At 36.2% G+C, this 21,232-nt stretch carries 19 protein-coding genes; 13 read left to right on the top strand and 6 right to left on the bottom strand.

From position 1 onward, the window contains the following. Positions 1-117 precede the first annotated feature (117 nt). On the top strand, positions 118-1,599 hold the full coding sequence (locus BR50_RS11590) for an ABC transporter substrate-binding protein/permease (protein ID WP_034548746.1): 1,482 nt from the start codon (positions 118-120) through the stop codon (positions 1,597-1,599). Next, positions 1,592-2,317 (top strand): amino acid ABC transporter ATP-binding protein, encoded by a 726-nt coding sequence (locus BR50_RS11585; RefSeq protein WP_034548745.1) that lies wholly within the window; start codon positions 1,592-1,594, stop codon positions 2,315-2,317. Before BR50_RS11590 ends, BR50_RS11585 begins: the two co-directional genes overlap by 8 nt. Positions 2,318-2,424: 107 nt before the next feature. Here BR50_RS11585 and BR50_RS12930 read toward each other — a convergent pair whose 3' ends face one another. From BR50_RS12930 to BR50_RS11560, 6 genes are all read right to left on the bottom strand, one after another. After that, positions 2,425-2,631 carry a cation transporter dimerization domain-containing protein gene (locus BR50_RS12930; protein WP_178377451.1) on the bottom strand — a complete coding sequence of 69 codons (207 nt, stop codon included), beginning with the start codon at positions 2,629-2,631 and terminating at the stop codon, positions 2,425-2,427. A gap of 154 nt (positions 2,632-2,785) precedes the next feature. Beyond that, the gene (locus tag BR50_RS12925; RefSeq protein WP_245792790.1) at positions 2,786-3,211 is read right to left on the bottom strand and encodes a cation diffusion facilitator family transporter; all 426 of its coding nucleotides are present in this window, start codon (positions 3,209-3,211) and stop codon (positions 2,786-2,788) included. 189 nt (positions 3,212-3,400) lie between these two features. Next, the gene (locus BR50_RS11575; RefSeq protein WP_034548744.1) at positions 3,401-5,290 is read right to left on the bottom strand and encodes a PTS fructose transporter subunit IIABC; all 1,890 of its coding nucleotides are present in this window, start codon (positions 5,288-5,290) and stop codon (positions 3,401-3,403) included. Between the two features lie 19 nt (positions 5,291-5,309). Continuing rightward, positions 5,310-6,224, bottom strand: coding sequence for a 1-phosphofructokinase (gene pfkB, locus BR50_RS11570; protein WP_034548743.1), 915 nt, complete (start codon positions 6,222-6,224; stop codon positions 5,310-5,312). Beyond that, positions 6,221-6,973 carry a DeoR/GlpR family DNA-binding transcription regulator gene (locus BR50_RS11565; protein ID WP_034548742.1) on the bottom strand — a complete coding sequence of 251 codons (753 nt, stop codon included), beginning with the start codon at positions 6,971-6,973 and terminating at the stop codon, positions 6,221-6,223. Before BR50_RS11565 ends, pfkB begins: the two co-directional genes overlap by 4 nt. Before the next feature lie 243 nt (positions 6,974-7,216). Next, complete coding sequence (locus tag BR50_RS11560; RefSeq protein WP_034548741.1) at positions 7,217-7,966, bottom strand: peptidylprolyl isomerase; 750 nt, start codon at positions 7,964-7,966, stop codon at positions 7,217-7,219. Between the two features lie 429 nt (positions 7,967-8,395). On the opposite strand from BR50_RS11560, the gene obgE reads away from it, so the two are divergent. The 11 genes from obgE (at position 8,396) to topA (ending at position 21,097) form a co-directional block, all read left to right on the top strand. Further along, on the top strand, positions 8,396-9,703 hold the full coding sequence (gene obgE / locus BR50_RS11555; protein WP_034549196.1) for a GTPase ObgE: 1,308 nt from the start codon (positions 8,396-8,398) through the stop codon (positions 9,701-9,703). A gap of 159 nt (positions 9,704-9,862) precedes the next feature. After that, positions 9,863-10,801 (top strand): ribonuclease Z, encoded by a 939-nt coding sequence (gene rnz, locus BR50_RS11550; protein WP_034548740.1) that lies wholly within the window; start codon positions 9,863-9,865, stop codon positions 10,799-10,801. A gap of 21 nt (positions 10,802-10,822) precedes the next feature. Continuing rightward, complete coding sequence (locus BR50_RS11545; protein ID WP_034548738.1) at positions 10,823-11,626, top strand: SDR family NAD(P)-dependent oxidoreductase; 804 nt, start codon at positions 10,823-10,825, stop codon at positions 11,624-11,626. 91 nt (positions 11,627-11,717) lie between these two features. Then, positions 11,718-12,143: a LapA family protein gene (locus BR50_RS11540; protein WP_034548737.1), complete on the top strand. Its 426-nt coding sequence runs from the start codon at positions 11,718-11,720 to the stop codon at positions 12,141-12,143. Between the two features lie 223 nt (positions 12,144-12,366). Further along, positions 12,367-12,954, top strand: a complete 588-nt coding sequence (locus tag BR50_RS11535) for a DUF1836 domain-containing protein (RefSeq protein ID WP_034548736.1) — start codon at positions 12,367-12,369, stop codon at positions 12,952-12,954. Between the two features lie 2 nt (positions 12,955-12,956). After that, positions 12,957-13,823, top strand: a complete 867-nt coding sequence (locus BR50_RS11530; RefSeq protein ID WP_034548735.1) for a DegV family protein — start codon at positions 12,957-12,959, stop codon at positions 13,821-13,823. Between the two features lie 196 nt (positions 13,824-14,019). Beyond that, a complete protein-coding gene (locus tag BR50_RS11525; RefSeq protein ID WP_034548733.1) occupies positions 14,020-14,316 on the top strand; it encodes a hypothetical protein in 297 nt (98 codons plus the stop codon). A gap of 783 nt (positions 14,317-15,099) precedes the next feature. Next, complete coding sequence (gene recJ / locus BR50_RS11520) at positions 15,100-17,181, top strand: single-stranded-DNA-specific exonuclease RecJ (protein ID WP_156097509.1); 2,082 nt, start codon at positions 15,100-15,102, stop codon at positions 17,179-17,181. A 23-nt stretch (positions 17,182-17,204) separates the two neighbouring features. Then, on the top strand, positions 17,205-17,717 hold the full coding sequence (locus tag BR50_RS11515; RefSeq protein ID WP_034548730.1) for an adenine phosphoribosyltransferase: 513 nt from the start codon (positions 17,205-17,207) through the stop codon (positions 17,715-17,717). 157 nt (positions 17,718-17,874) lie between these two features. After that, a complete protein-coding gene (gene dprA, locus BR50_RS11510; RefSeq protein WP_034548729.1) occupies positions 17,875-18,744 on the top strand; it encodes a DNA-processing protein DprA in 870 nt (289 codons plus the stop codon). Between the two features lie 274 nt (positions 18,745-19,018). Next, positions 19,019-21,097: a type I DNA topoisomerase gene (topA, locus tag BR50_RS11505; RefSeq protein ID WP_034548728.1), complete on the top strand. Its 2,079-nt coding sequence runs from the start codon at positions 19,019-19,021 to the stop codon at positions 21,095-21,097. Positions 21,098-21,232 lie beyond the last annotated feature (135 nt).

The following is a 21,232-nucleotide window of genomic DNA, read 5'->3' as shown; positions in this document are numbered from 1 at the left end:
TAGCTGATTATAGCGTAAATAAGTAAATATTATTAAAAAATATTGTATAAATATTCTTATTCTGTTATTATGATTTATAAGTTCAAGAGCAACTAAAATCAGAAAAGGGGAAAACAGATGAAAAAGAAATCATTATATTTAATTATACTTAGTTTGATGACTGTTTTCGGGTTATTTGTACCAGTCGAAACAGTATCCGCTGCTGATACAGCATTAGAGGACATTCAAAAGAAAGGGACGTTGGTTATCGGTACTAGTGCTGATTTTCCACCGTACGAATTCCATGCTGCGGTAGATGGGAAAGATACAATAGTTGGGATGGATATCTCGATTGCGCAAAAGATTGCAGCTGATTTGGGTGTAGAATTAAAAGTTGATGATATCGGTTTTGACAGCCTCTTGCCAGCTTTAGAATCAGAAAAAATCGATATGGTCATTTCGGGTATGAGCCCAACCAACGAACGTAAGAAAAGTGTCGATTTCTCCGACGTTTACTATACGGGTGGACAAAATATCGTTGTCAGAGAGACAGATAAAGATGTCCACACAAGTACGAGTGATTTAAAAGGGATGAAAGTGGGTGTTCAAACAGCTTCTCTCCAAGAAACGATTGCTCAAGAACAAATGCTCGATTCCGAGCTATTGAGTTTATCAAAAATGACAGATTTGATTTTAGCTTTAAAAACAAATAAAATTGAAGCCATCTTGATGGAAAAACCCAGTGCAGAAGCTTACATTGAAAATGATAGTCAGTTAGTAACGTTTGATGGAGAATTTATTTTAGAAGAAGGGGAACAAGGATCGGCGATTGCTTTCAAAAAAGATACGCAATCTTTAGTAGCTGCTGTGAATACTTCCTTAACAGCAATCGATGAACAAAAATTGATTGCTAGTTATCTGGAAGAAGCCGGATCTCATTTACAAGCTGCATCACAAGGAACAGATGAAGAATCGGATAGCAGCAATAGTATTTTCAACTATTGGCGGTACTTTTTAAATGGTACAGGATATACTATTCTTATTTCAGTTGTGAGTGTCTTTTTCGGTTCAATATTAGGAGTCATTTTATCCTTTATGAGAACGAGTAAGAACAAAATCATAAAATTTTTAGCAACAGCTTATGTCGAATTTGTTCGTGGAACACCTATGATGATCCAAGTTATGTTTATCTATTTCGCAGTAGGTTACCTGATAAACATTCCGGCTTTAGCATCAGGTATCATCGCTGTTTCATTAAATAGTGCAGCGTATATTTGTGAAATTATCCGTTCTGGTTTAAATTCGGTACCTAAAGGACAAGCTGAAGCAGCAAGAAGTTTAGGCATGAGTCAAAAGATTTCGATGCGTCAAATCATTTTCCCACAAGCACTTAAAAATATTTGGCCGGCATTAGGAAATGAATTTATTACCGTTATTAAAGAAAGCTCTATCGTCTCTATTATTGGTGTAAGTGATCTAATTTTCCAGACGAAAGTTGTAACATCTATTTCATATAGAGGGATCGCTCCTTTAGTTATTACAATGATCATTTACTTTATTTTGACGTTCAGTTTAACTAAGCTATTAAATCATTACGAAGGGAAGATGAATCATGATTAAAATAAATCATTTAAAAAAGGCCTTTGGTGCTAATGAAGTCTTAACAGACATCAACCAAGAAGTAAAAAAAGGAGAAGTAGTGGTGATCATAGGCCCGTCAGGATCAGGAAAAAGCACAGTACTTCGTTGCTTGAATTTGTTAGAAATACCAACGAGTGGAGAGATCATCTTTGAAGGGACTGCTTTAACCGGTTTAAATGAAACAAAAATGAATCAATTACGTGAAAAAATGGGCATGGTATTTCAAAGTTTTAATTTATTTCCCCATATGACTGTTTTAGAAAATTTAAAAGTAGCACCTATAAAAGTCAAAGGAATGGCTAGTGAAGAAGCACAAGCAACAGCCATCAAACTATTAGAACAAGTTGGCTTATCAGATAAAGCTGACGCTTATCCTGCAAGTCTATCCGGTGGACAACAACAACGGGTCGCGATCGCACGTGCATTAGCTATGAATCCAGATGTAATGCTTTTTGATGAACCCACTTCAGCGTTAGATCCTGAAATGGTTGGAGAAGTGTTGAAGGTTATGCAAGAGTTAGCTGATTCCGGCATGACTATGGTCGTTGTGACTCATGAAATGGGATTTGCAAAAGAAGTGGCTGATCGTGTGGTTTTTATGGATGACGGTTATATTGTTGAGCAGGGGCGACCCGAAGAGATCTTTAATGATCCCCAACACGAAAGAACTCAAGATTTTTTAGCTAAAATATTATAACGAGTCAGTAATGGCGTATTTCATGAACTAAAATCGTATAAAAAAAGACCTGCAATAAAACATTGCAGGTCTTTTGCTGCTCCATAAAAGCACCATTCTGGAGCAAACTAATTATCATTCAGGTCGCTTGGTTCAACATGAATCTTTGTATCAAAGACACCAAAATCAGCTGTTAAAAGATTTTCAACTTGTTCTGTTAATTCGTGACTTCTTTTAACCGTTATTTCTGGATTAGTTTTTATAATGACTTCGACATAGATAATGGTTCTATAAGTTCTTCCTTTAATGGATTCAACTTCTAAAACTTCACGCAACGTTAGGATAGTTTACTGAAATTTTATTAGGTTATCTTCATTAAATCCATCAGATAATTCAAAAACACTTCCTCTAAATATTTCAATGGCGGTCTTTAGTATAATAAGTGAAATAAAAATAGCAATCGCCATTGATAAACTGATCAAACTATCATTAAAAGTATCTTTCGAAGCATCTTTTAAGGCCTGACTTTTTTTTGGGGGCTAATTTGTTATTGTATAGATAAAAAGACATCAAAACAATGCTTGAGAATAGTCCCACAAAGCCTGCAATTAAATCAGGAGAGGCTCTTTCAGAAGTTAAAAAATGCTGTACTGCAGAAATAAGAACCTCTAGTCCAACAGCTAGTGTAATGAAAGAGGTAATCATGCTGGCAACTGTTTCAGCTTTCCAGTGACCATAAGGATGGTTGTCATCTGGAGGTCTTCTAGCCAGTCTTAGATCAATAAGAACAGCTATTGAAGCAATAGTATCTGTTGTATTATTCAATCCATCAGCTCGTAAAGCGCTCGGACCTGAATTGTTGGCAACAATCAGTTTTAAGGTAGCAATAAATAGATAAGTTACAATGCTGAGCAAAGTACCGCGTTAAGCATGTTTTAATTCTTCCTAATGATCATTTATCATCGTCATACTAATTTCTTCCTTTCAAAATAACAATCAAACAATAACAACTAGTACACCTAACGTAAAAATTTTTAGCAATTTATTTATAGTAGGGTACAAAAAAACCCATGAAAAAATTCATGGGTTTCAGTAGGTCGTTTATTAATTAGTCGTAACTGGTTTTCTCCAAAGGCCAAGAATGATTGCTGAGATAGCAGATCCAATAGCTAAGGCTACTAAAAATAAGAACCAATGATTTGAAAGTGCTACAACAAAAATTCCTCCATGTGGAGCAGGGATCGTAATGTCCCAAAATTGTGTCAATCCACCAGCAATAGCGGCTCCAACAATTGAAGAACCAATCGTACGCATAGGATCAGCAGCTGCGAAAGGAATTGCACCTTCTGTAATAAATGATAATCCCATCACGTAGTTTGCCAATGCAGATTTTTTTTCATCTTCATTAAATTTATTTCTAAAGAATGTACTTGATAAAGCGATCGCTAATGGTGGAATCATTCCACCAGCCATTACTGCAGCCATTAAACTTCCATCACCAGTATCGGTAAAAATACCAATTGAAAAAGCATAAGCGGCTTTATTGAAAGGACCACCCATATCAATGGCCATCATGCCACCAAGTAAAGCCCCTAAAAGTACTGCATTACCTGTCCCAAGATTTTCTAAAAAAGTGATCATTGCAACATTGATAGTTGCGAAAATTGGCCCAACGATAAAGAACATTAGCCCACCAGCGATCAATAAACCAAGAATAGGGTAGAAGAGGATTGATTTTAATCCATTAAGAGACTGTGGTAATCCTTTTAGTCCTTTTTTCAAGGCTAGGATCGTGTAACCAGCTAGGAAACCTGCTGCAAGTCCACCAAGGAAACCAGCATTACTGTTTACAGCAATCAATCCACCAACCATACCAGGCATCAAACCAGGACGATCTGCAATGCTTAATGCAATATAACCAGCTAAGATAGGGATCAAGAAGTTAAAGGCATTGCCTCCAACACTGTTTAAGAACAAGAATAGTGAACTCGTGTCACCCAACGTTCTTTCAACTAAGAAAGAAATAGCCAACAATATTCCTCCACCTACAACAAAAGGAAGCATGGTTGAAATACCATTCATTAAATCTTTATAAATTTTATTGGCCCATGAACCAGATACTTCTTCATTTGATTCATCTTTCTGACCATCTGATGAGTAAATAGGAGCTTGTTTGTTCATAGCTTTTGTAATCAATTCTTCTGATTTGCGAATTCCATCACTGACTGGACGCTGCAGCATAGGTTTTCCATCAAAACGAGCTAATTCTACTTTTTTGTCTGCTGCAATGATAACGCCGTCAGCTCTTTTAATATCCTCAGCTGTCAAACGATTTTGAATTCCATCAGAACCATTTGTTTCAACCTTGATCTCAACACCCATTTCAGCTGCTTTTTTCTTTAAAGAATCTTCAGCCATATACGTATGTGCAATGCCTGTTGGGCAAGCTGTTACTGCGATAACAAACGGTTTTTTTGTATCTTGCTCTGATTTTGGAGCTTTAGCTGCTTTGATTTCAGCGGCAGCTTCTTTTTCTTGGACTTCTTGAGCAGCTGCAAAGAGTGAAACGACTTCTTCAGCTGTTTTTGCTTCTTTTAAAGATGAAACAAACTCAGGATGAATCAGCAAGCGAGAAAGATTAGCCAGTGCTTGTAAATGAGTATCATTTGCGCCTTCAGGAGCTGCGATCATAAAGAATAAATGAGCAGGTTGGCCATCTAATGAATTATAGTCAATGCCATTCGTACTTTTAGCAAATAAAACGGTCGCCTCATTTACAGCAGTTGTTTTAGCATGCGGCATAGCAATTCCGTCTCCTAAACCGGTAGAAGTAAGTGATTCGCGATGCATAATGCCTTCTTTAAATTTAGCAGCATCATTGATACGGTTATTTGCCTGTAAGCTGGCAATCATTTCATCAATAACGCCTTCTTTTGTTGTTGCTCTTAGATTCAATATCATAGCGTCTTTAACTAATAAGTCAATAATATTCATTGTTTTTCCTCCTATTTTATCAAGTGATTTCTGTTACTATAACTTCTTTTAATAAGTTTTCTATTTCAGAACGAGTTGCTAGATCATCAGAAAAAGCGGTGGCACTTCCAGTAGCAACACTTTTTTTGAAAGCCTTCAACGGATCCTTAGTATCAACTAATGCTCCAATAAAACCAGCAATCATAGAATCTCCAGCTCCGACTGAATTTTTCACGATCCCTTTAGGAACAGTTGCTCGGTAAATTTTTTCCCCGGTGAAGAATAAAGCTCCATCACCAGCCATTGAGACAAGTGCATGTTGGGCACCTAAAGCAATCAGTTTTTTCCCATAAGGAACAGTATCCTCAACTGATTCGATCGAAACACCAAAAAGATCAGCTAACTCATGGTGGTTTGGTTTCACTAACAACGGTTTATGTGCTAATGCATTCAATAATTCTGTACCTGCAGTATCGATCACAAAATTTGCTTTTTTTGAAACAATTTTCGCAATCATTTTTTGATAAAAATCTTCAGGTAAAGAAGGGGGTTTGTTTCCGGAAAAAATAATAATATCCTCAGCTGTCATTAACTCTATTTGATCCATTAATTGATCTGCTTCCGATTTTGCAATGACCGGACCTTGAGCGTTTAATTCAGTTTCAGTATCCGACTTTAATTTAACATTGATACGTGTATCGCCTTCAATAGAAACGAATTGAGTGTGGACGCCTTCTTTTTCTAACCAGTCAGAAATGAAATTTCCAGTGAAGCCGCCTAGAAAGCCTAAAGCTGTTGACGGTTGGTTGATGTGGTTTAAGACGCGAGAAACATTGATTCCTTTGCCTCCGGGAAGTTTTAAATCTTTATCCATCCGATTCAATGCGCCTAATTGCACAGAAGAGACATGAACAATGTAGTCGATCGATGGATTTAGTGTTACGGTATATATCATGATTTTGCCTCCAATATGGTTGTTTTATTAAAATAACTTTGATGATTTTTATCTGTTAGATGATCTGTAATAATCAAAGCATCTTCGATATTACAAACCTTTACAAAAGTAACTTTATCAAATTTTGTTTTGTCAGCTAAAACATACACTTTTGAGCTATTCATCACAGCTTGCTGTTTAACTGAAGCTTCTTCTGGATCAGGGGTGGTAAACCCAAAATCTCTATCCACGCCATTCATACCTAAAAAAGATTTCGTAAAGCGGTAGCGAGCTAATTGTTCGATACTTGCAGCTCCAATAATGGCTTGGGTAGTATTTTTTAACTTTCCGCCAATTAATGAAACGTCATTGTTTTGATCTGAAAGCAGAAGAGCATGCTGAACGGCATTCGTTACAATACGTATCTTTTTTTCCTTTAAAAAAGGTACCATAAAAAAAGTTGTTGATCCGGCATCCAAAAAAATAGTATCCCCATCTTCAACAAAAGAGGCTGCCAATTCCGCAATTTTTTTCTTGTTTTGGATGTTTTTGATTGATTTCTCATTAAGCGTTTGTTCTTGTTCCACAGTATAAACTCTTTTAGCGCCGCCGTGCACACGTATAAGTTTTCCTTGTTCTTCTAGCGAAGCCAGATCGCGTCGGATCGTGGACTCTGAACAATCCATTTCTAACATGAGTTCTTGGGACTTAATCACTCCATAATGATCCAATTTTTCTGTTATGAAGTTGTAACGTTCTTCGGTAAGCATGTCATCCCTCCAATAGCGTTACTTTACCACCAAAAACAGTCAAAAGCAATCAAATATAAACCGATTTCATTGTTTTTTAACATTTTTTTTTAAAAACAATTGCAATGAGCAGATAATTGATGTATACCAATTCACATCAGAGTAAGTTATGGCTGAACAGTTAACTAATGACAAAAAAAAAAAAAGAAATCATTTCGATTTCTTTTCTAGTGTGAGCTGCTTTCAATTGTTTTTTAAGAAAGCTCAATCTATTACTTCAATAGATTCAATTTTGACTTTTTGTACTGGTTTGTCGAGCGAATCCGTTTCAACTTCGCTTATTGCATCAACGACGTCCATGCCTTCGATCACTTGACCAAAAACGGTATAGAGTTGATCTAGTGAAGGGTAGCCGCCTGAAGTATAAGCATTGATTATTTTATCTGGCGTCTTAGAAGGATCAGCTGATGCACTGACATCTGATGGATTTTGAACGATATAGAATTGGCTCCCTATTGAAACGGGGGCATTCGTTTTAGCCATAGCTAGAGCGCCACGTAGATGGAATAATTGAGAAGAGATTTCTGTTTCGAATGGTTCCCCCCAGATACTTTCCCCACCAGTGCCATCTCCGCTAGGATCACCGCCTTGGATCATAAAATTAGTTAAGATGCGGTGGAAAGTTGTCTCATCATAATAGCCTTCATCACTATGGGTAAGAAAATTTTCTACTGCCTTTGGAGCCAAATCAGGGAATACTTTGGCTCGAATAGTCCCTAAAGTTGTAATGATTTTAATTTCTATTTCATTATCATTCACTTCTTTAGTGAGTTGGGGCAAATCTATTTGGTCTTCATCAAGCGAAGGGGTTTGAGTCAGCGAACTTTCAGGAGAAAACATCGTTGTGAAACTTGCTCCGGTACTTTTTGACAGTGTATGGACTCCAAAAACCATTAAACCTATTACGACGATAAATAATGTAACCCCAATTATATAACCTTTATTCCTCTTCATGATACACATCCTTATATTGGTTAAACTGACTAGCTTAATAATAAAAATTAACTCTTCTATATGAAAGTCGAATGATATAGAAAAAGTTCCTTTTAAATCTTACTACAAATGAGAGATGAATTAAATAGTTAAAATGAAATGATGGGATAATGAGTACAGATGAAATTTTTTTTGCTTTATTGACCATTATTGTGATAATATCCTCATTAAAAATGGACAAACACATAAAATAAACGTACAATAGATAATGGACTAAATTTGGTTATACTGATGTGTATTTCATTTTTAGAGGATATGTGATAATTGGCTTTCTTATTTACATCATTGGAACAAATGTAATAGTGAGATGAAGCGCCAGATCCATTGTGTAACCTAGAAAATAACTAAATCTCATACATTTAAAAAATGAGGAGGAAAATAAAAATGTCAATGTTCTTAGATCAAGTAACAATTAATGTAAAGGCCGGCGATGGCGGTAACGGAATGGTCGCTTTCCGTCGTGAAAAATTCGTACCAGATGGTGGTCCTGCTGGTGGAGATGGTGGTAGAGGTGGAGATGTCGTTTTTATCGTAGACGAAGGTTTACGTACATTAATGGATTTCCGTTTTAATCGTCATTTTAAAGCAGAACACGGTGAAAATGGTATGAGTAAAAACATGCATGGAAGAGGAGCAGGGGACAATATTATTAAAGTGCCTCCTGGTACAACGATCAAAGAAGCAGAAACAGGAAAGCTTTTAGGTGATTTAGTTCATCATGGCCACAGACTTGTTGTTGCTAAAGGTGGACGTGGCGGACGTGGAAATAGCCGTTTTGCTACACCTAGAAATCCAGCTCCAGAAATTGCCGAAAATGGTGAACCAGGAGAAGACTATAAAATCGATATGGAATTAAAAGTTTTAGCTGATGTAGGATTAGTTGGTTTTCCTTCTGTAGGAAAATCTACTTTGCTTTCAGTTGTATCTGCAGCTCGTCCTAAAATTGGAGCCTACCATTTTACAACGTTAGTCCCTAATTTAGGTATGGTTCAATCACCAGATGGACGTAGTTTTGTTATGGCTGATTTACCAGGATTAATTGAAGGAGCTTCGCAAGGAATTGGTTTAGGAACGCAATTCTTGCGCCATATTGAACGTACTCGTGTCATATTACATGTGATAGACATGAGTGGTAGTGAAGGCCGTGATCCGTTTGATGATTATATGGCTATCAATAACGAGTTGGAAACACACAATCTTCGTTTAATGGAGCGTCCACAAATTATTGTCGCAAATAAAATGGATATGCCTGACGCAGAAGAAAATTTGATTGCTTTCAAAGAAAAAATAAAAGCTCTTAAAAAAGATGAATATGAAGAAGATCTTCAAATTTTTGCTATCTCAGCTGTAACACATCAAGGAACGCAAAACTTATTGAACGCTACAGCCGATGTATTAGACGTGACCTCAGAATTTCCATTATATGAATTGGATCAAGAAGAGGAAACCGTTATGTATAAACATACTGCTGAAGAAAAAGGGTACGAAATTACCAGAGATTCTGATGCTACATGGGTATTGAGTGGAGAAAAACTTGAGAAATTATTCAAGATGACGAATTTTGATCATGATGCTTCAGTATTAAGATTTGCTCGTCAGTTAAGAACGATGGGAATAGATGAAGAAATGCGTGAGCGCGGAGCTAAAGATGGAGACTTAGTCCGTATCATGAAATATGAATTCGAATTTGTCGAATAGAACGTAATCAAAACGTCCAAGCAATCACCAAATAGATTGCTTGGACGTTTTTTTAACTCATTATCGCTTATTCAGTGAATATTTGTTAAAATAAATAGATTAGATTCATACGAGGTTTTGCTCGTATGAATGATACTTAAATGGTTAGGACAGGATAAAATGGAATTATTATTTTTAGGGACAGGTTCAGGTGTCCCAGCTAAACAACGGAACGTAACCAGCATTGCTTTAAAATTATTAGAAGAACGAAATACGATCTGGCTTTTTGATTGTGGTGAAGCTACGCAACAACAAATACTCCACACGACTTTAAAGCCGCGTAAGGTAGATAAAATTTTTATTACTCATTTACACGGGGATCATATTTTTGGATTACCTGGTTTTTTAAGTAGTCGATCTTTCCAAGGAGGAGATGGCCCTTTAACGATTTATGGTCCTGTGGGGATCAAAAACTACGTAATGACTTCTCTAAAAATATCAGGAACCGTTTTAAAATACTCTTTACATTTTCATGAAATACAAGAAGAGGGCCTTTTATTTGAAGATGAGAACTTCAAAGTGATTTGTCGCAAATTAAAACATGGTATCCAATCCTTTGGTTACCGAATCGAAGAAGCCGATCATCAAGGAACACTGCAAGCCGACAAGTTAAAAGAGGCGGGACTACCATTTGGCCCGTTATTCGGAAAATTAAAACAAGGAAAAACAATCACTTTGGAAGATGGCCGAGTATTCAATGGCAACGATTTTATTGGAGAAACTCAAAAAGGCCGTATCGTGACAATTTTGGGCGACACTAAGAAAACAAAAAATTGCATACTACTTGCCGAGAATGCTTCTGTTTTGGTTCATGAAAGTACATTTGATGGAACGAATCGTAAGATGGCAAGAGACTATAACCATTCCACAAATCTAGATGCAGCTGAAGTGGCTAAAGAAGCAAATGTCGGCAGGCTATTGCTGACTCATATCAGCGCTCGTTATTTAGGCAGAGATATTTATTTATTAGAAAAAGAAGCTAAAAAAATATTCCCTAATACTAAAGTCGTGAATGACTTTGATGAAATCGATATCCCACTTATTAGAACGGATAAATAAAACAAATAAAAGGAGTTCAGTATGAAAAAAAATTTAGTTACACTTACCGATAAAGTTGTTTTTATTACAGGTGCTTCAACAGGATTAGGAGAACAAATAGCCTATGAAGCTGCAAAAAAAGGCGCTGTTGTGATACTAAGTGCTAGAAGAGCAGATTTACTTTTACATGTCAAAGCAACATGCGAAAAGTATTCAGGTAAAAAAGCCTACGCTTTTCCTATGGACGTTTCAGATCCTGAACAAGTCAAGCAAGTGATCACAGAGATTTATCAAACGGTCGGTGTAGTAGATGTCCTTGTCAATAATGCCGGTTTTGGACATTTTGAAGAAGCGTTGACATTTGATATGGATATAGCTGAAAGAATGTTTCGCGTGAATGTTTTAGGCTTGATGTACGTGACACAATTAGTAGCTGTTGAAATGGCTGAGCGACACCAAGGTCATATTATCAATATCGCTTCTCAAGCAGGAAAAATGGCAACACCAAAATCATCTATTTATTCTGCAAGTAAATTTGCAGTGATTGGTTACTCAAATGCTTTGCGTTTGGAATTAAAACCTTTGAACATTTTTGTAACAACTGTAAATCCAGGTCCTATTGAGACCAACTTTTTTGGTATCGCTGACGAAAGCGGAACTTATTTAGAAAAAGTGGGTAATTATGTATTGGATGCTGAAATTGTAGCTGGTCGTATCGTTGCATTAATGGGTACAGCTAGAAGAGAATTGAATATGCCTGCACTTCTAGAGGTCGCTGGAAAATTTTATATGCTTTTCCCTCGAATCGGAGATTATTTAGCTGGAAATCTATTTAACAATAAATAATAGGGTCGAGTATCTTTCATAGTTTTTACAAGTGGCAATATGTTAAAATAGAGTTATAAAAATAAAAATATCGAAAGGAGATTCATAAGTTATGAAAAGACAATGGGGAACGATATTAGCAATTATTCTTATTGCAATTGTAGCTTTTTTTGCTGTTATCAATGTTGATTCAGTTCCAATTAATTTTGGTTTTGGAGTAGTAACTTGGCCTTTGATCATGATCATTTTAGGCTCACTATTAGTTGGAGCTTTAGCGACAGTTTTAATTTCTATGGGCACTACTTATAAAAATAAAAAAGAACTAAAGAATGCAAAAAAAGAGTTAGAAAATGCTGAAAATAAAAAAGAAGAAGCATTAGCACAAATCAGAACCGAATATGATGAAAAATTAACTCAAAAAGACCTTATCATCCGTGAACAAACAGATAAAATCAGTAGTTTAGAAAAAGAATTAGTCAATCGAATGACTCAACCAACGGTCAACGTTGCAAATCAGCCGAATGATTCTTTAAAATAAAAACAAATCAACTGATAACTATCAGTCACTTTACTTATAAAAGACTGAAAGAAAAAAGAATAAACTTCAGGGTTTATTCTTTTTTCTTTCAAAATGTATTCGTTCTCTTTTTTGAGACGTTTATTTTATGAGTTAGACAATCTGGTTTATAAAACTAGATTGTCTAGTGAATATAATTGTGTTAAACTATATACGATTGAAAATAGATAAAAAAGGTGATTATATGCATAAAATCGAGGAAGATTTATTAGATTGGTCAAATGAGATAAGCGAATATACTTTTCCTAGATGGGAAGAATTACCTGACTTTGATCTTTATATGGATCAAGTTTTAAATTTAATTGAACGCTATTTGGCTATTTTTAAAGTTGGTGATCAAAAACAGATCATTACTTCTTCTATGATCAACAATTATGTTAAATTGGGATTGATTCCTCCACCCATAAAGAAAAAATACACTAAGAAGCATTTAGCGTATTTGATCGCGATTTCCATTTTAAAACAAGTTGTGACGATTTCTGAAGTAAAAGAAGGCATTCTTTATCAGGCTTCAATAAGCGGTATTAGAGAGGCCTATGACTTGTTTTGTACTGAGCAAGAATACGCGTTAAGAGCAATTGCTTCTCATATAAAACAGGAAGATAGAAAACCCTTGTTGCCAGATAATACAAACAATACTACCTTCATCGTTCGAACAGCTACGATAGCAGTAGCTACAAAAATTGTCACTGAAAAAGTGATTTCTATAGCTCAAAAACAAAAAGAAGAAATAGAAAAGAAAAAAAATAAAACCAAAAAGTTGGAGGAATAAATATGAACAAACAAAAGATAGGCTTTTTAGTTGATTCTGGATCAGATGTTCCCTTAGAGATTCTTGAAAAAGCAAATATGAAAGTGATCCCTTTAAAAATCATTTATAAAGATAAAGAATATACCGATAAAGTGGATATTCATGCTCAAGATGTTTATGATCGTCTAGATGAAGAAATTCCTAAAACGTCCTTACCAAGTGGAGAAATTATTAGTGAACTTTTGCAAGAATTTAAAAATGAAGGTTATGAAAAAGTAATCGCGATCACTATTTCGAGTGGACTAAGCGGTACGAATAACATGGTACGTTTAATGGCTGAAAATGTTAAAGAGTTAGATGTCTTTACTTTAGATACTAAAAACATTGGGGTCGGCAGTGGTCTTTTAGCTGTAAAAGCGGCTGATTATGTTGAAAAAGAGCTGGATTGGGAAGTCATCAAAGAAAAATTACAAGATGATGTAAAAAAATCGAAAATGTTTTTTCATGTTCCAACTTTAGAATATTTACAAAAAGGCGGCCGCATCGGATTAGTGTCATCTATCCTAGGAAATGTTTTGAATTTAAAACCGGTCATTTCTTGTAACGAAAACGGCATCTATTATACTGCTGCAAAAGTACGCGGAAACAAAAAGAGTATTCAAAAAGCAATCGATTTAGCAACTGAATTTGCTGGGGATGCCAAAAAATACCATTTAGCGATTGCATTTGGTGGTAAAACAGCTGAAGCACAATTAGATGATATACGAGCAGACCTTAAAAAAGCATTGCCAAATTTTGTTGAAATTTTTGAAGATCAAGTCAGCCCAGCTTTAGGAGTTCATACGGGCCCAGGCTTAATTGGGATCGGTATTCAAATTATCGAAGATTAAAAATTGACTTTATAAGTGGATCAAGAGATTGAAACTTTTATGTTTCAATCTCTTTTTGCTGTTTAAATAAGTTCTTGTAACGCTAAGGGCAAATGCTGCTGTTTATCTGATTCTTTTTATGGAGTATCTTAATTAGAATATAACTATAACTACAAGTATAATTTTGCTATAATGATTCAGTTAGGAGTGATGAAAGTTGTTGAAATCACGTACAAAATGGAAATTAAATGAACGCATAGCTGATCAGGAAAAAGTAATAGACTTAAGTAATACTTTAAGTTTATCTCCTTTGTTTATTGAGCTGTGTCTACAAAGAGGACTTGATTCCAAAGAAAAAATAGAACGTTTTATGCAGCCTGATGAAACATGGATCCATGATCCTTATTTGATGTACGATATGGAAAGTGCGGTATCTCGTATCACTGAAGCAGTTGAGCAAGGTGAACAAATCACTATTTACGGCGATTATGATGCAGGTGCGATACGTTCATAAGTGAAAAGCTTGTGCACTCGTCTTTGGTTTAACAAAGACAGGGAGAACTAATTAAATGAAAGCTGGAATGAGAGCGTAACGTCTTGAAACGGTTTCCCTAATCCTCCGATATGCTTTTGAAAGGTAAATAGTCAACAGTATAAAGCTCGGTGAAGTCAGCTGAAAGAAGCCGTAGATAAGATAGATTCTTATACGAAAAAAGTCCAGAGGTGGATGTTGCTTCCTATAGGCTGGGGGTCTTATAAATGATCTATGGTTAGAATGTTCCTTAACTAGGAACTGACGAATCTTCGAATGTACGAGTCGATACGTAAGCGGTGTAGAAATGCAGCGCCAGGATCGCGCCAAAAGTCGATCCTATTTGCATGTGGTAGAGTAAAAATCTGACGTTATGAAATACCATATTATCTTACAGGGATGATCAAGTGCAACGGCCCATAGAAGAAACCTAAGGATCTATAGAACAAGATAATTTAATTGGAACGTATGAAGCTTAGAATGCGGATGCTTTTACCGGCAGATGAAACAGTTTAGACGAAAAGCTCGTGAGAGTATAATAAGCTAATTTATCTAAGTGAAAGTAGAGCCATAGTACCAATGAAACTGTGATAACAAGCAGTCGAGGGAGGGGCTCAAGTCGGTTTATGAATGGTTATTTACGCTAATTTAACAGCAATTATACTTTTTTTATTGCAGATTATTTATAGCGGACATTCTAAAACGATGGAACGCCGTGTGAGGTGAAAGTCTCACGCACGGTGTGGAGTGGGGGAAAACCTGAAGATGACTTCAAAAGGTTACCTATCACTATATGGTGTTACAAGTACGGCCGTTTTAAAAGAAACGATTGAAATGATAGGGGGAGAAGTCAACTACTATATCCCTAATCGTTTCACAGATGGATATGGACCGAATACAAAAGCCTTTGAGCGTTTGATTGAACAAGGGACACAACTTATTGTAACGTGTGATAACGGTGTCGCTGGACATGCTGCGATAGAACGAGCAAAAGTTCTAGGGATAGATGTTATTGTAACCGATCATCATGAATTGCCAAAAACATTACCTGCTGCATATGCTGTGATCCATCCCAGACATCCAAAAGGTTCGTATCCATTTGGAGAATTAGCTGGAGTTGGTGTCGCATTTAAGTTGGCAACGGCTTTATTAGGAGAAGTACCCGTTGAATTATTGGATCTGGTTGCATTAGGTACCGTTGCTGATCTGGTCTCGTTAACGGATGAAAATAGAGCATTAGTCATGCAGGGGTTAGTCGTTTTGAAGAATACGCAACGCATTGGCTTAACGGCTTTATTTAAATTAGCAAAAATCAAACGAGAAGAGATCGATGAAGAAACAATCGGGTTTATCATAGGACCGCGTCTGAATGCCGTGGGACGGTTAGGTGACGCAGCTCCGGCTGTAGAATTATTAACCACTTTTGATGATGATAAAGCCCTTTCCTTGGCACAGTTCGTTCAAGAAAAGAACACTGAACGACAAGCTTATGTTTCTGCCATAACAAATGAAGCTTTTCAGATGATCGAGGATTTAGATGCCGAATCAGACGTGTATGTTTTAGCAAAAGAAGATTGGCATGAAGGTGTACTAGGCATCGTTGCGAGTAAAATCGTGGGCAAGACTGGAAAACCGGCTCTTGTCATGACGATCGATAAAGCTAAAGGTCTGGCAAAAGGCTCTGGAAGAAGCATACCAGCATTCCATTTATATAATGCTTTGGATAGTGCTCGTCAACTCACAACTACATTTGGCGGACACCACATGGCTGCTGGTTTAACCATTCCTTTAGAAAATATCGAAAGTATCCAAAATGAACTGAATCACTATGCTGCTGCAACGGGTCTTTCAGAAGAGCTGAGCGAAGAAATACCATTAGATGGACAACTTAAGCTAACAGAAGCCACTGTAGAGGTCGTTGAGGAACTAAATCGATTAGCTCCTTTTGGTACAGCGAATCGTAAACCAACTTTTCTCTTCAAAAATATGACAGCTCAAGATATTCGCCGGATCGGTGGCGATCAAACCCACTTAAAGATGAAACTTATTGAAGAAAAAGCCTTTTTAGATGTCATCGGTTTTCAATTTGGTTCTATTGCGGATGAAATAGGGTCACATTCAGAGGTTTCTGTCGTTGGAAAATTAGCCATAAATGAGTGGAATGGGTCACGTAAGACGCAGTTGATGCTAGAAGATTTAGCGATTGAAGGAGTTCAAGTTTTTGATTCTAGAAGCACTCATATTCCTGCAGCATTGTGGAATACAGCTAATGCTGATTTCATCTTTTTTGACCAATTGAATTTTGAAAAATATAATCATCTTTTACCAGATACCAGTTATAGTCATCACTTACTGGATGATGAAGCTCTAGCTCAGTTTGCAATGAAAACAACGCAACTGATTTTTATAGACTGTCCTTCTGATAGTGAATGGGTCAAAATTTTATTAAATAGAGCAAATCCAGAAAAAATCATTGCTTGTTTTTATAGTCGTGAAGAGCTTTATTTAAATGGGATGCCGAGTCGAAACCAATTTGGCCAAGTTTTTAAATATACAGCTGCACATGTCGATATTGATGTTCGAAATAAATTGAATTTATTAGCAACGCATTTAAAAATAAAAAAAAATAATTTGATTTTTATTATTTCAGTGTTTTTAGAGATAGGATTTGTTACAATGAAAGCTGGTGTGATGAATGTTACTAAGGATGTTGAAAAAAGAGAGTTGACCCAAGCGACAACCTATCAAAAACGACTAAAACAAATTCAAGCTGAAAATTTTTTTGTTTACAGTCATTTTTCTGAGTTAGAAGATTGGATGAAACAACAAGCAATTGCAACATCTTAAAATTGAATGGAGGAAAATTTTCAATGGATTTAAAAAAATATATCGCTGATGTCCCAGATTATCCAGAAAAGGGGATCGTCTTTCGTGACATTTCGCCTTTAATGGCGGATGGAGCAGCTTACAGCTTTGCTACGAATGAAATAGTAAAATACGCAAAAGATAAAGGCGTTGAAATGATCGTTGGACCTGAAGCACGCGGATTTATTGTGGGCTGTCCCGTTGCCTATGAATTAGGGATCGGATTTGCACCTGCACGTAAAAAAGGAAAATTGCCTCGTGAAACAATCGAAGTGACTTATGGTTTAGAATATGGTGAAGATACGTTACAGATCCATCAAGATGCTATAAAACCTGGGCAAAAAGTTCTTGTTTGTGATGATTTATTAGCAACAGGAGGAACGATTGCTGCAACGATTGAATTGATCGAAAAACTAGGTGGAGAAGTCGTTGGTACTGCTTTTCTAGTTGAACTAAAGGATTTATACGGTCGTGACAGAATTAAGGGCTACGACGTTTTAGCTTTAATGGAGTTCTAATAAAAATTCTATATCTAATCGATCAATGATTGAAAAAAATAATTTAAGGCTCTGGAAGATTAATCTTCTAGAGCCTTTTTTAATGTTTTTTTGTTTAATTTGCGGACTTTAACTTTAGCATACTAACTGATTTTGCAATGATAAAGGAGAGTGTAAAATGCAAACAACAAATCTTGATCAACTATTATTTCACTTAACATTATGCAAAGGAATTGGGGCCACCAGTCGTATTCGTATGCTCTCATCACTGATAGATGATCCTCACTTAACGGCTCACGATTTAGCTAAATGTGCCCAATTAAATTCGACAAATAAAAAACTGTTTTTAGATAGTTTTGCGGCTATTAGAATAGAAGAAAGTTTGGATGAGTACCAAAATAAACAAATCAAATGGGTATCGATTCTGGATAAATCTTATCCAGAATATTTAAAACATATTTATAATCCGCCGGCATTATTGTTTTATCAAGGAAATCTCACACTCCTAACTGGTAATTTACTGGCAATCGTAGGATCCCGCTTAAACAGCACATACGGCGAAGAAGCCTTAGCACTTTTGTTACCAGAATTGATCACTAACAATATCATCACTGTTAGTGGTTTAGCTAAAGGGATCGATCAGAAGGCCCACAAAAAAACAATTGAATTAGGCGGCCGAACAATTGCTGTTATAGGGACAGGACTAGATCAGTTTTATCCTTTTGAAAATGAAAAGCTGCAAAGAGATATTGCTAAGAATCATTTGCTTATTTCAGAGTACCCTCTAGGGACCAAACCGTTAAAACAGCATTTCCCTATGAGAAATCGCATTATTGCAGGTCTTTCCTTAGGCACATTAGTCATTGAGGCTAAGTATCGCAGCGGCAGTTTGATTACAGCTAATCTAGCGCTTCAAGAAGGACGTGAAGTTTTTGCAGTACCTGGAAATATTACGAATCCTTATTCAGAAGGAACGAATGATTTAATTTTACATGGCGCAAAAAGTGTCTTGACTGCTGAGCATATCTTAGAAGAATTGAATCGTTAAAAGCTCAAAAAAGCAACTTCGAGGAAACAGTCGAACTGTTCTTTTGAAGTTTTTTTCGTATGAAACTATAAAAAGCTAAAAAATGGGAAAGTAAAGGGTTTCAAGGGAGAATTTCGTTTTTTTTCTTCTATCATATGCTATTTTTCTATCCCAAAATAAATAAGGATGGTTGACAAAGTGCCTAAAGATAGCATAAGATGATAAACGATTTCAATTATAGATTAGAGAACGACTGTATCATTAAAAATCAAGCTCATTTGAGAGGAGCATTTCATTGGCATATAAATACCTAGTGATTGTTGAATCACCAGCTAAGGCAAAGACAATTGAAAAATATTTAGGTCGAAATTATAAAGTAGTAGCCAGCCTTGGACATATTCGCGATCTTCCTAAAAGTCGTATGGCTGTTGATGTTGAAAATAATTACCAGCCTGAATACATTTCTATTCGAGGAAAAGGTCCTTTGATCAAGGAATTAAAAAAGCATGCAAAAAAAGCTGAAAAAGTTTTTCTCGCAGCTGACCCGGATAGAGAAGGGGAAGCTATTGCTTGGCATTTGAGTTTTTTACTAGGATTAGATGTAGCAGATAAAAATCGTGTCGTTTTTAATGAAATTACCAAAGAGGCTGTCAAAAATGCGTTCAAAGAACCGCGTTCGATTAATATGGACTTAGTAAATTCACAACAAGCTCGAAGAATATTGGATCGCCTTGTAGGATATACTATCAGTCCTATTTTATGGAAAAAAGTAAAAAAAGGATTAAGTGCAGGAAGAGTCCAATCGGTAGCACTGAAATTGATTTGTCAGCGTGAAGAGGAGATCAATCAATTTAAGCCTGAAGAATATTGGTCGATCGGAGCCAATTTTAAAAAAGACAAAAAGAAATTCAAAGCGAATTTTTATGGACTAAAAGGTAAAAAACAAAGCTTGAGCAATGCAGAAGAAGTACAAAAAATTATCAAAGAAATAGATGGCGATCAATTTGAAGTCATGTCTGTTACGAAAAAAGAACGGTTAAGAAATCCCGCTCTTCCATTCAAGACAAGTAGTCTACAACAAGAAGCCGCTAGAAAATTAAATTTTAGAACACGTAAAACAATGATGGTCGCTCAGCAGCTCTATGAAGGAATCTCAATGGGCCGTGGCGGGGCTATCGGTCTGATCACATATATGCGGACCGATTCTACTCGGATCGCTCTTTCAGCTAAAAATGATGTAGCAGAATACATTATTAAAGAATTTGGGCCTGAATATGCGGCTTCTAAACCGCGAACAGGAAAAAAAGCTGAAAGCGATCAAGATGCTCATGAAGGTATCCGACCATCTAGTGTCATGCGGACACCTAAAGAAATTGAGAAGTATCTGACAAAAGATCAATACAAACTGTATAATCTTATTTGGTCGAGATTGGTAGCCAGCCAAATGACACCAGCTGTATTCGATACAATGAAAGTAGATATTGCTCAAAATGATGTTTATTTTAGAGCAAATGGTTCTAAAATAAAATTTCCAGGTTACCAAAAAGTGTATATTGAAGGAAATGATGAAGGAAAAGAAGAGAAAGAGAATCTTTTACCCGCTATGGAACAAGGCGACAAAGTCAAGTCGATCGATATTGAACCAAAACAACATTTCACGCAACCTCCTGCTCGCTTCTCTGAATCGACATTGATCCGCGTTCTAGAAGAAAATGGTGTAGGCCGTCCTTCAACTTATGCACCAACGTTGGAAACTATTCAACGCAGGTATTACGTTAAATTACAAAATAAACGATTTGAAGTGACCGAATTAGGTGATATCGTTAATGGTCTGATCAATGAATTTTTCCCTCATATCGTGGATGTCCACTTTACTGCAGATATGGAAAAAGATTTGGATGAGGTGGAAGAAGGCAATAAAGAATGGGAAAAAGTTATTGATCAATTCTATAAACCATTCGCGATTGAAGTTGAGAAAGCAGAAGAAAATATGGAAAAAGTTCAAATCAAAGATGAACCTGCTGGCTTTGATTGCGAACTGTGTGGTCATCCGATGGTGATCAAATTGGGACGGTATGGAAAATTTTACGCTTGTAGTAATTTCCCTGATTGTCGCAACACAAAACCAATTGTCAAAGAAATAGGCGTCTCTTGCCCAGTCTGTGGCGAAGGTCATGTGATCGAGCGAAAATCCAAGAAAAATCGTTTATTTTATGGGTGCGATCGTTACCCTACATGCGAATTTGTTTCATGGGATAAACCTGTTGGACGCAATTGTCCGAAATGTGATCATTATTTAGTTGAGAAAAAAGCAAAAGGCAGCAAACAAGTTGTATGCAGCCATTGTGATTACAAAGAAGAAGTCCAAAAATAAATCAAACTGACCTAAAAAATAAAAAAAGTTAAGTATGAGGAGAAACAGCTCTTACTTAGCTTTTTTTTCTAGTTAAAAATCAATTGCTATACCCGAATTGACGCGTATTTGTTGACAACTATCGAAAAATAACTA

The organism is Carnobacterium alterfunditum DSM 5972, assembly GCF_000744115.1.
GTDB classification, from domain to species: Bacteria; Bacillota; Bacilli; order Lactobacillales; family Carnobacteriaceae; genus Carnobacterium_B; species Carnobacterium_B alterfunditum.
The sequence above is the reverse complement of the archived record's forward strand: the minus strand, read 5'-3'. Positions and strand labels throughout refer to the sequence as shown.

Bases quoted from the DNA above. Each gene is read 5' to 3' on its own strand.
- BR50_RS11590 (WP_034548746.1), top strand. From the start codon at position 118: ATGAAAAAGAAATCATTATATTTAATTATACTTAGTTTGATGACTGTT.
- BR50_RS11585 (WP_034548745.1), top strand. From the start codon at position 1,592: ATGATTAAAATAAATCATTTAAAAAAGGCCTTTGGTGCTAATGAAGTC.
- BR50_RS11575 (WP_034548744.1), bottom strand. From the start codon at position 5,290: ATGAATATTATTGACTTATTAGTTAAAGACGCTATGATATTGAATCTA.
- pfkB (WP_034548743.1), bottom strand. From the start codon at position 6,224: ATGATATATACCGTAACACTAAATCCATCGATCGACTACATTGTTCAT.
- BR50_RS11565 (WP_034548742.1), bottom strand. From the start codon at position 6,973: ATGCTTACCGAAGAACGTTACAACTTCATAACAGAAAAATTGGATCAT.
- BR50_RS11560 (WP_034548741.1), bottom strand. From the start codon at position 7,966: ATGAAGAGGAATAAAGGTTATATAATTGGGGTTACATTATTTATCGTC.
- obgE (WP_034549196.1), top strand. From the start codon at position 8,396: ATGTTCTTAGATCAAGTAACAATTAATGTAAAGGCCGGCGATGGCGGT.
- rnz (WP_034548740.1), top strand. From the start codon at position 9,863: ATGGAATTATTATTTTTAGGGACAGGTTCAGGTGTCCCAGCTAAACAA.
- BR50_RS11545 (WP_034548738.1), top strand. From the start codon at position 10,823: ATGAAAAAAAATTTAGTTACACTTACCGATAAAGTTGTTTTTATTACA.
- BR50_RS11540 (WP_034548737.1), top strand. From the start codon at position 11,718: ATGAAAAGACAATGGGGAACGATATTAGCAATTATTCTTATTGCAATT.
- BR50_RS11535 (WP_034548736.1), top strand. From the start codon at position 12,367: ATGCATAAAATCGAGGAAGATTTATTAGATTGGTCAAATGAGATAAGC.
- BR50_RS11530 (WP_034548735.1), top strand. From the start codon at position 12,957: ATGAACAAACAAAAGATAGGCTTTTTAGTTGATTCTGGATCAGATGTT.
- recJ (WP_156097509.1), top strand. From the start codon at position 15,100: ATGACTTCAAAAGGTTACCTATCACTATATGGTGTTACAAGTACGGCC.
- BR50_RS11515 (WP_034548730.1), top strand. From the start codon at position 17,205: ATGGATTTAAAAAAATATATCGCTGATGTCCCAGATTATCCAGAAAAG.
- dprA (WP_034548729.1), top strand. From the start codon at position 17,875: ATGCAAACAACAAATCTTGATCAACTATTATTTCACTTAACATTATGC.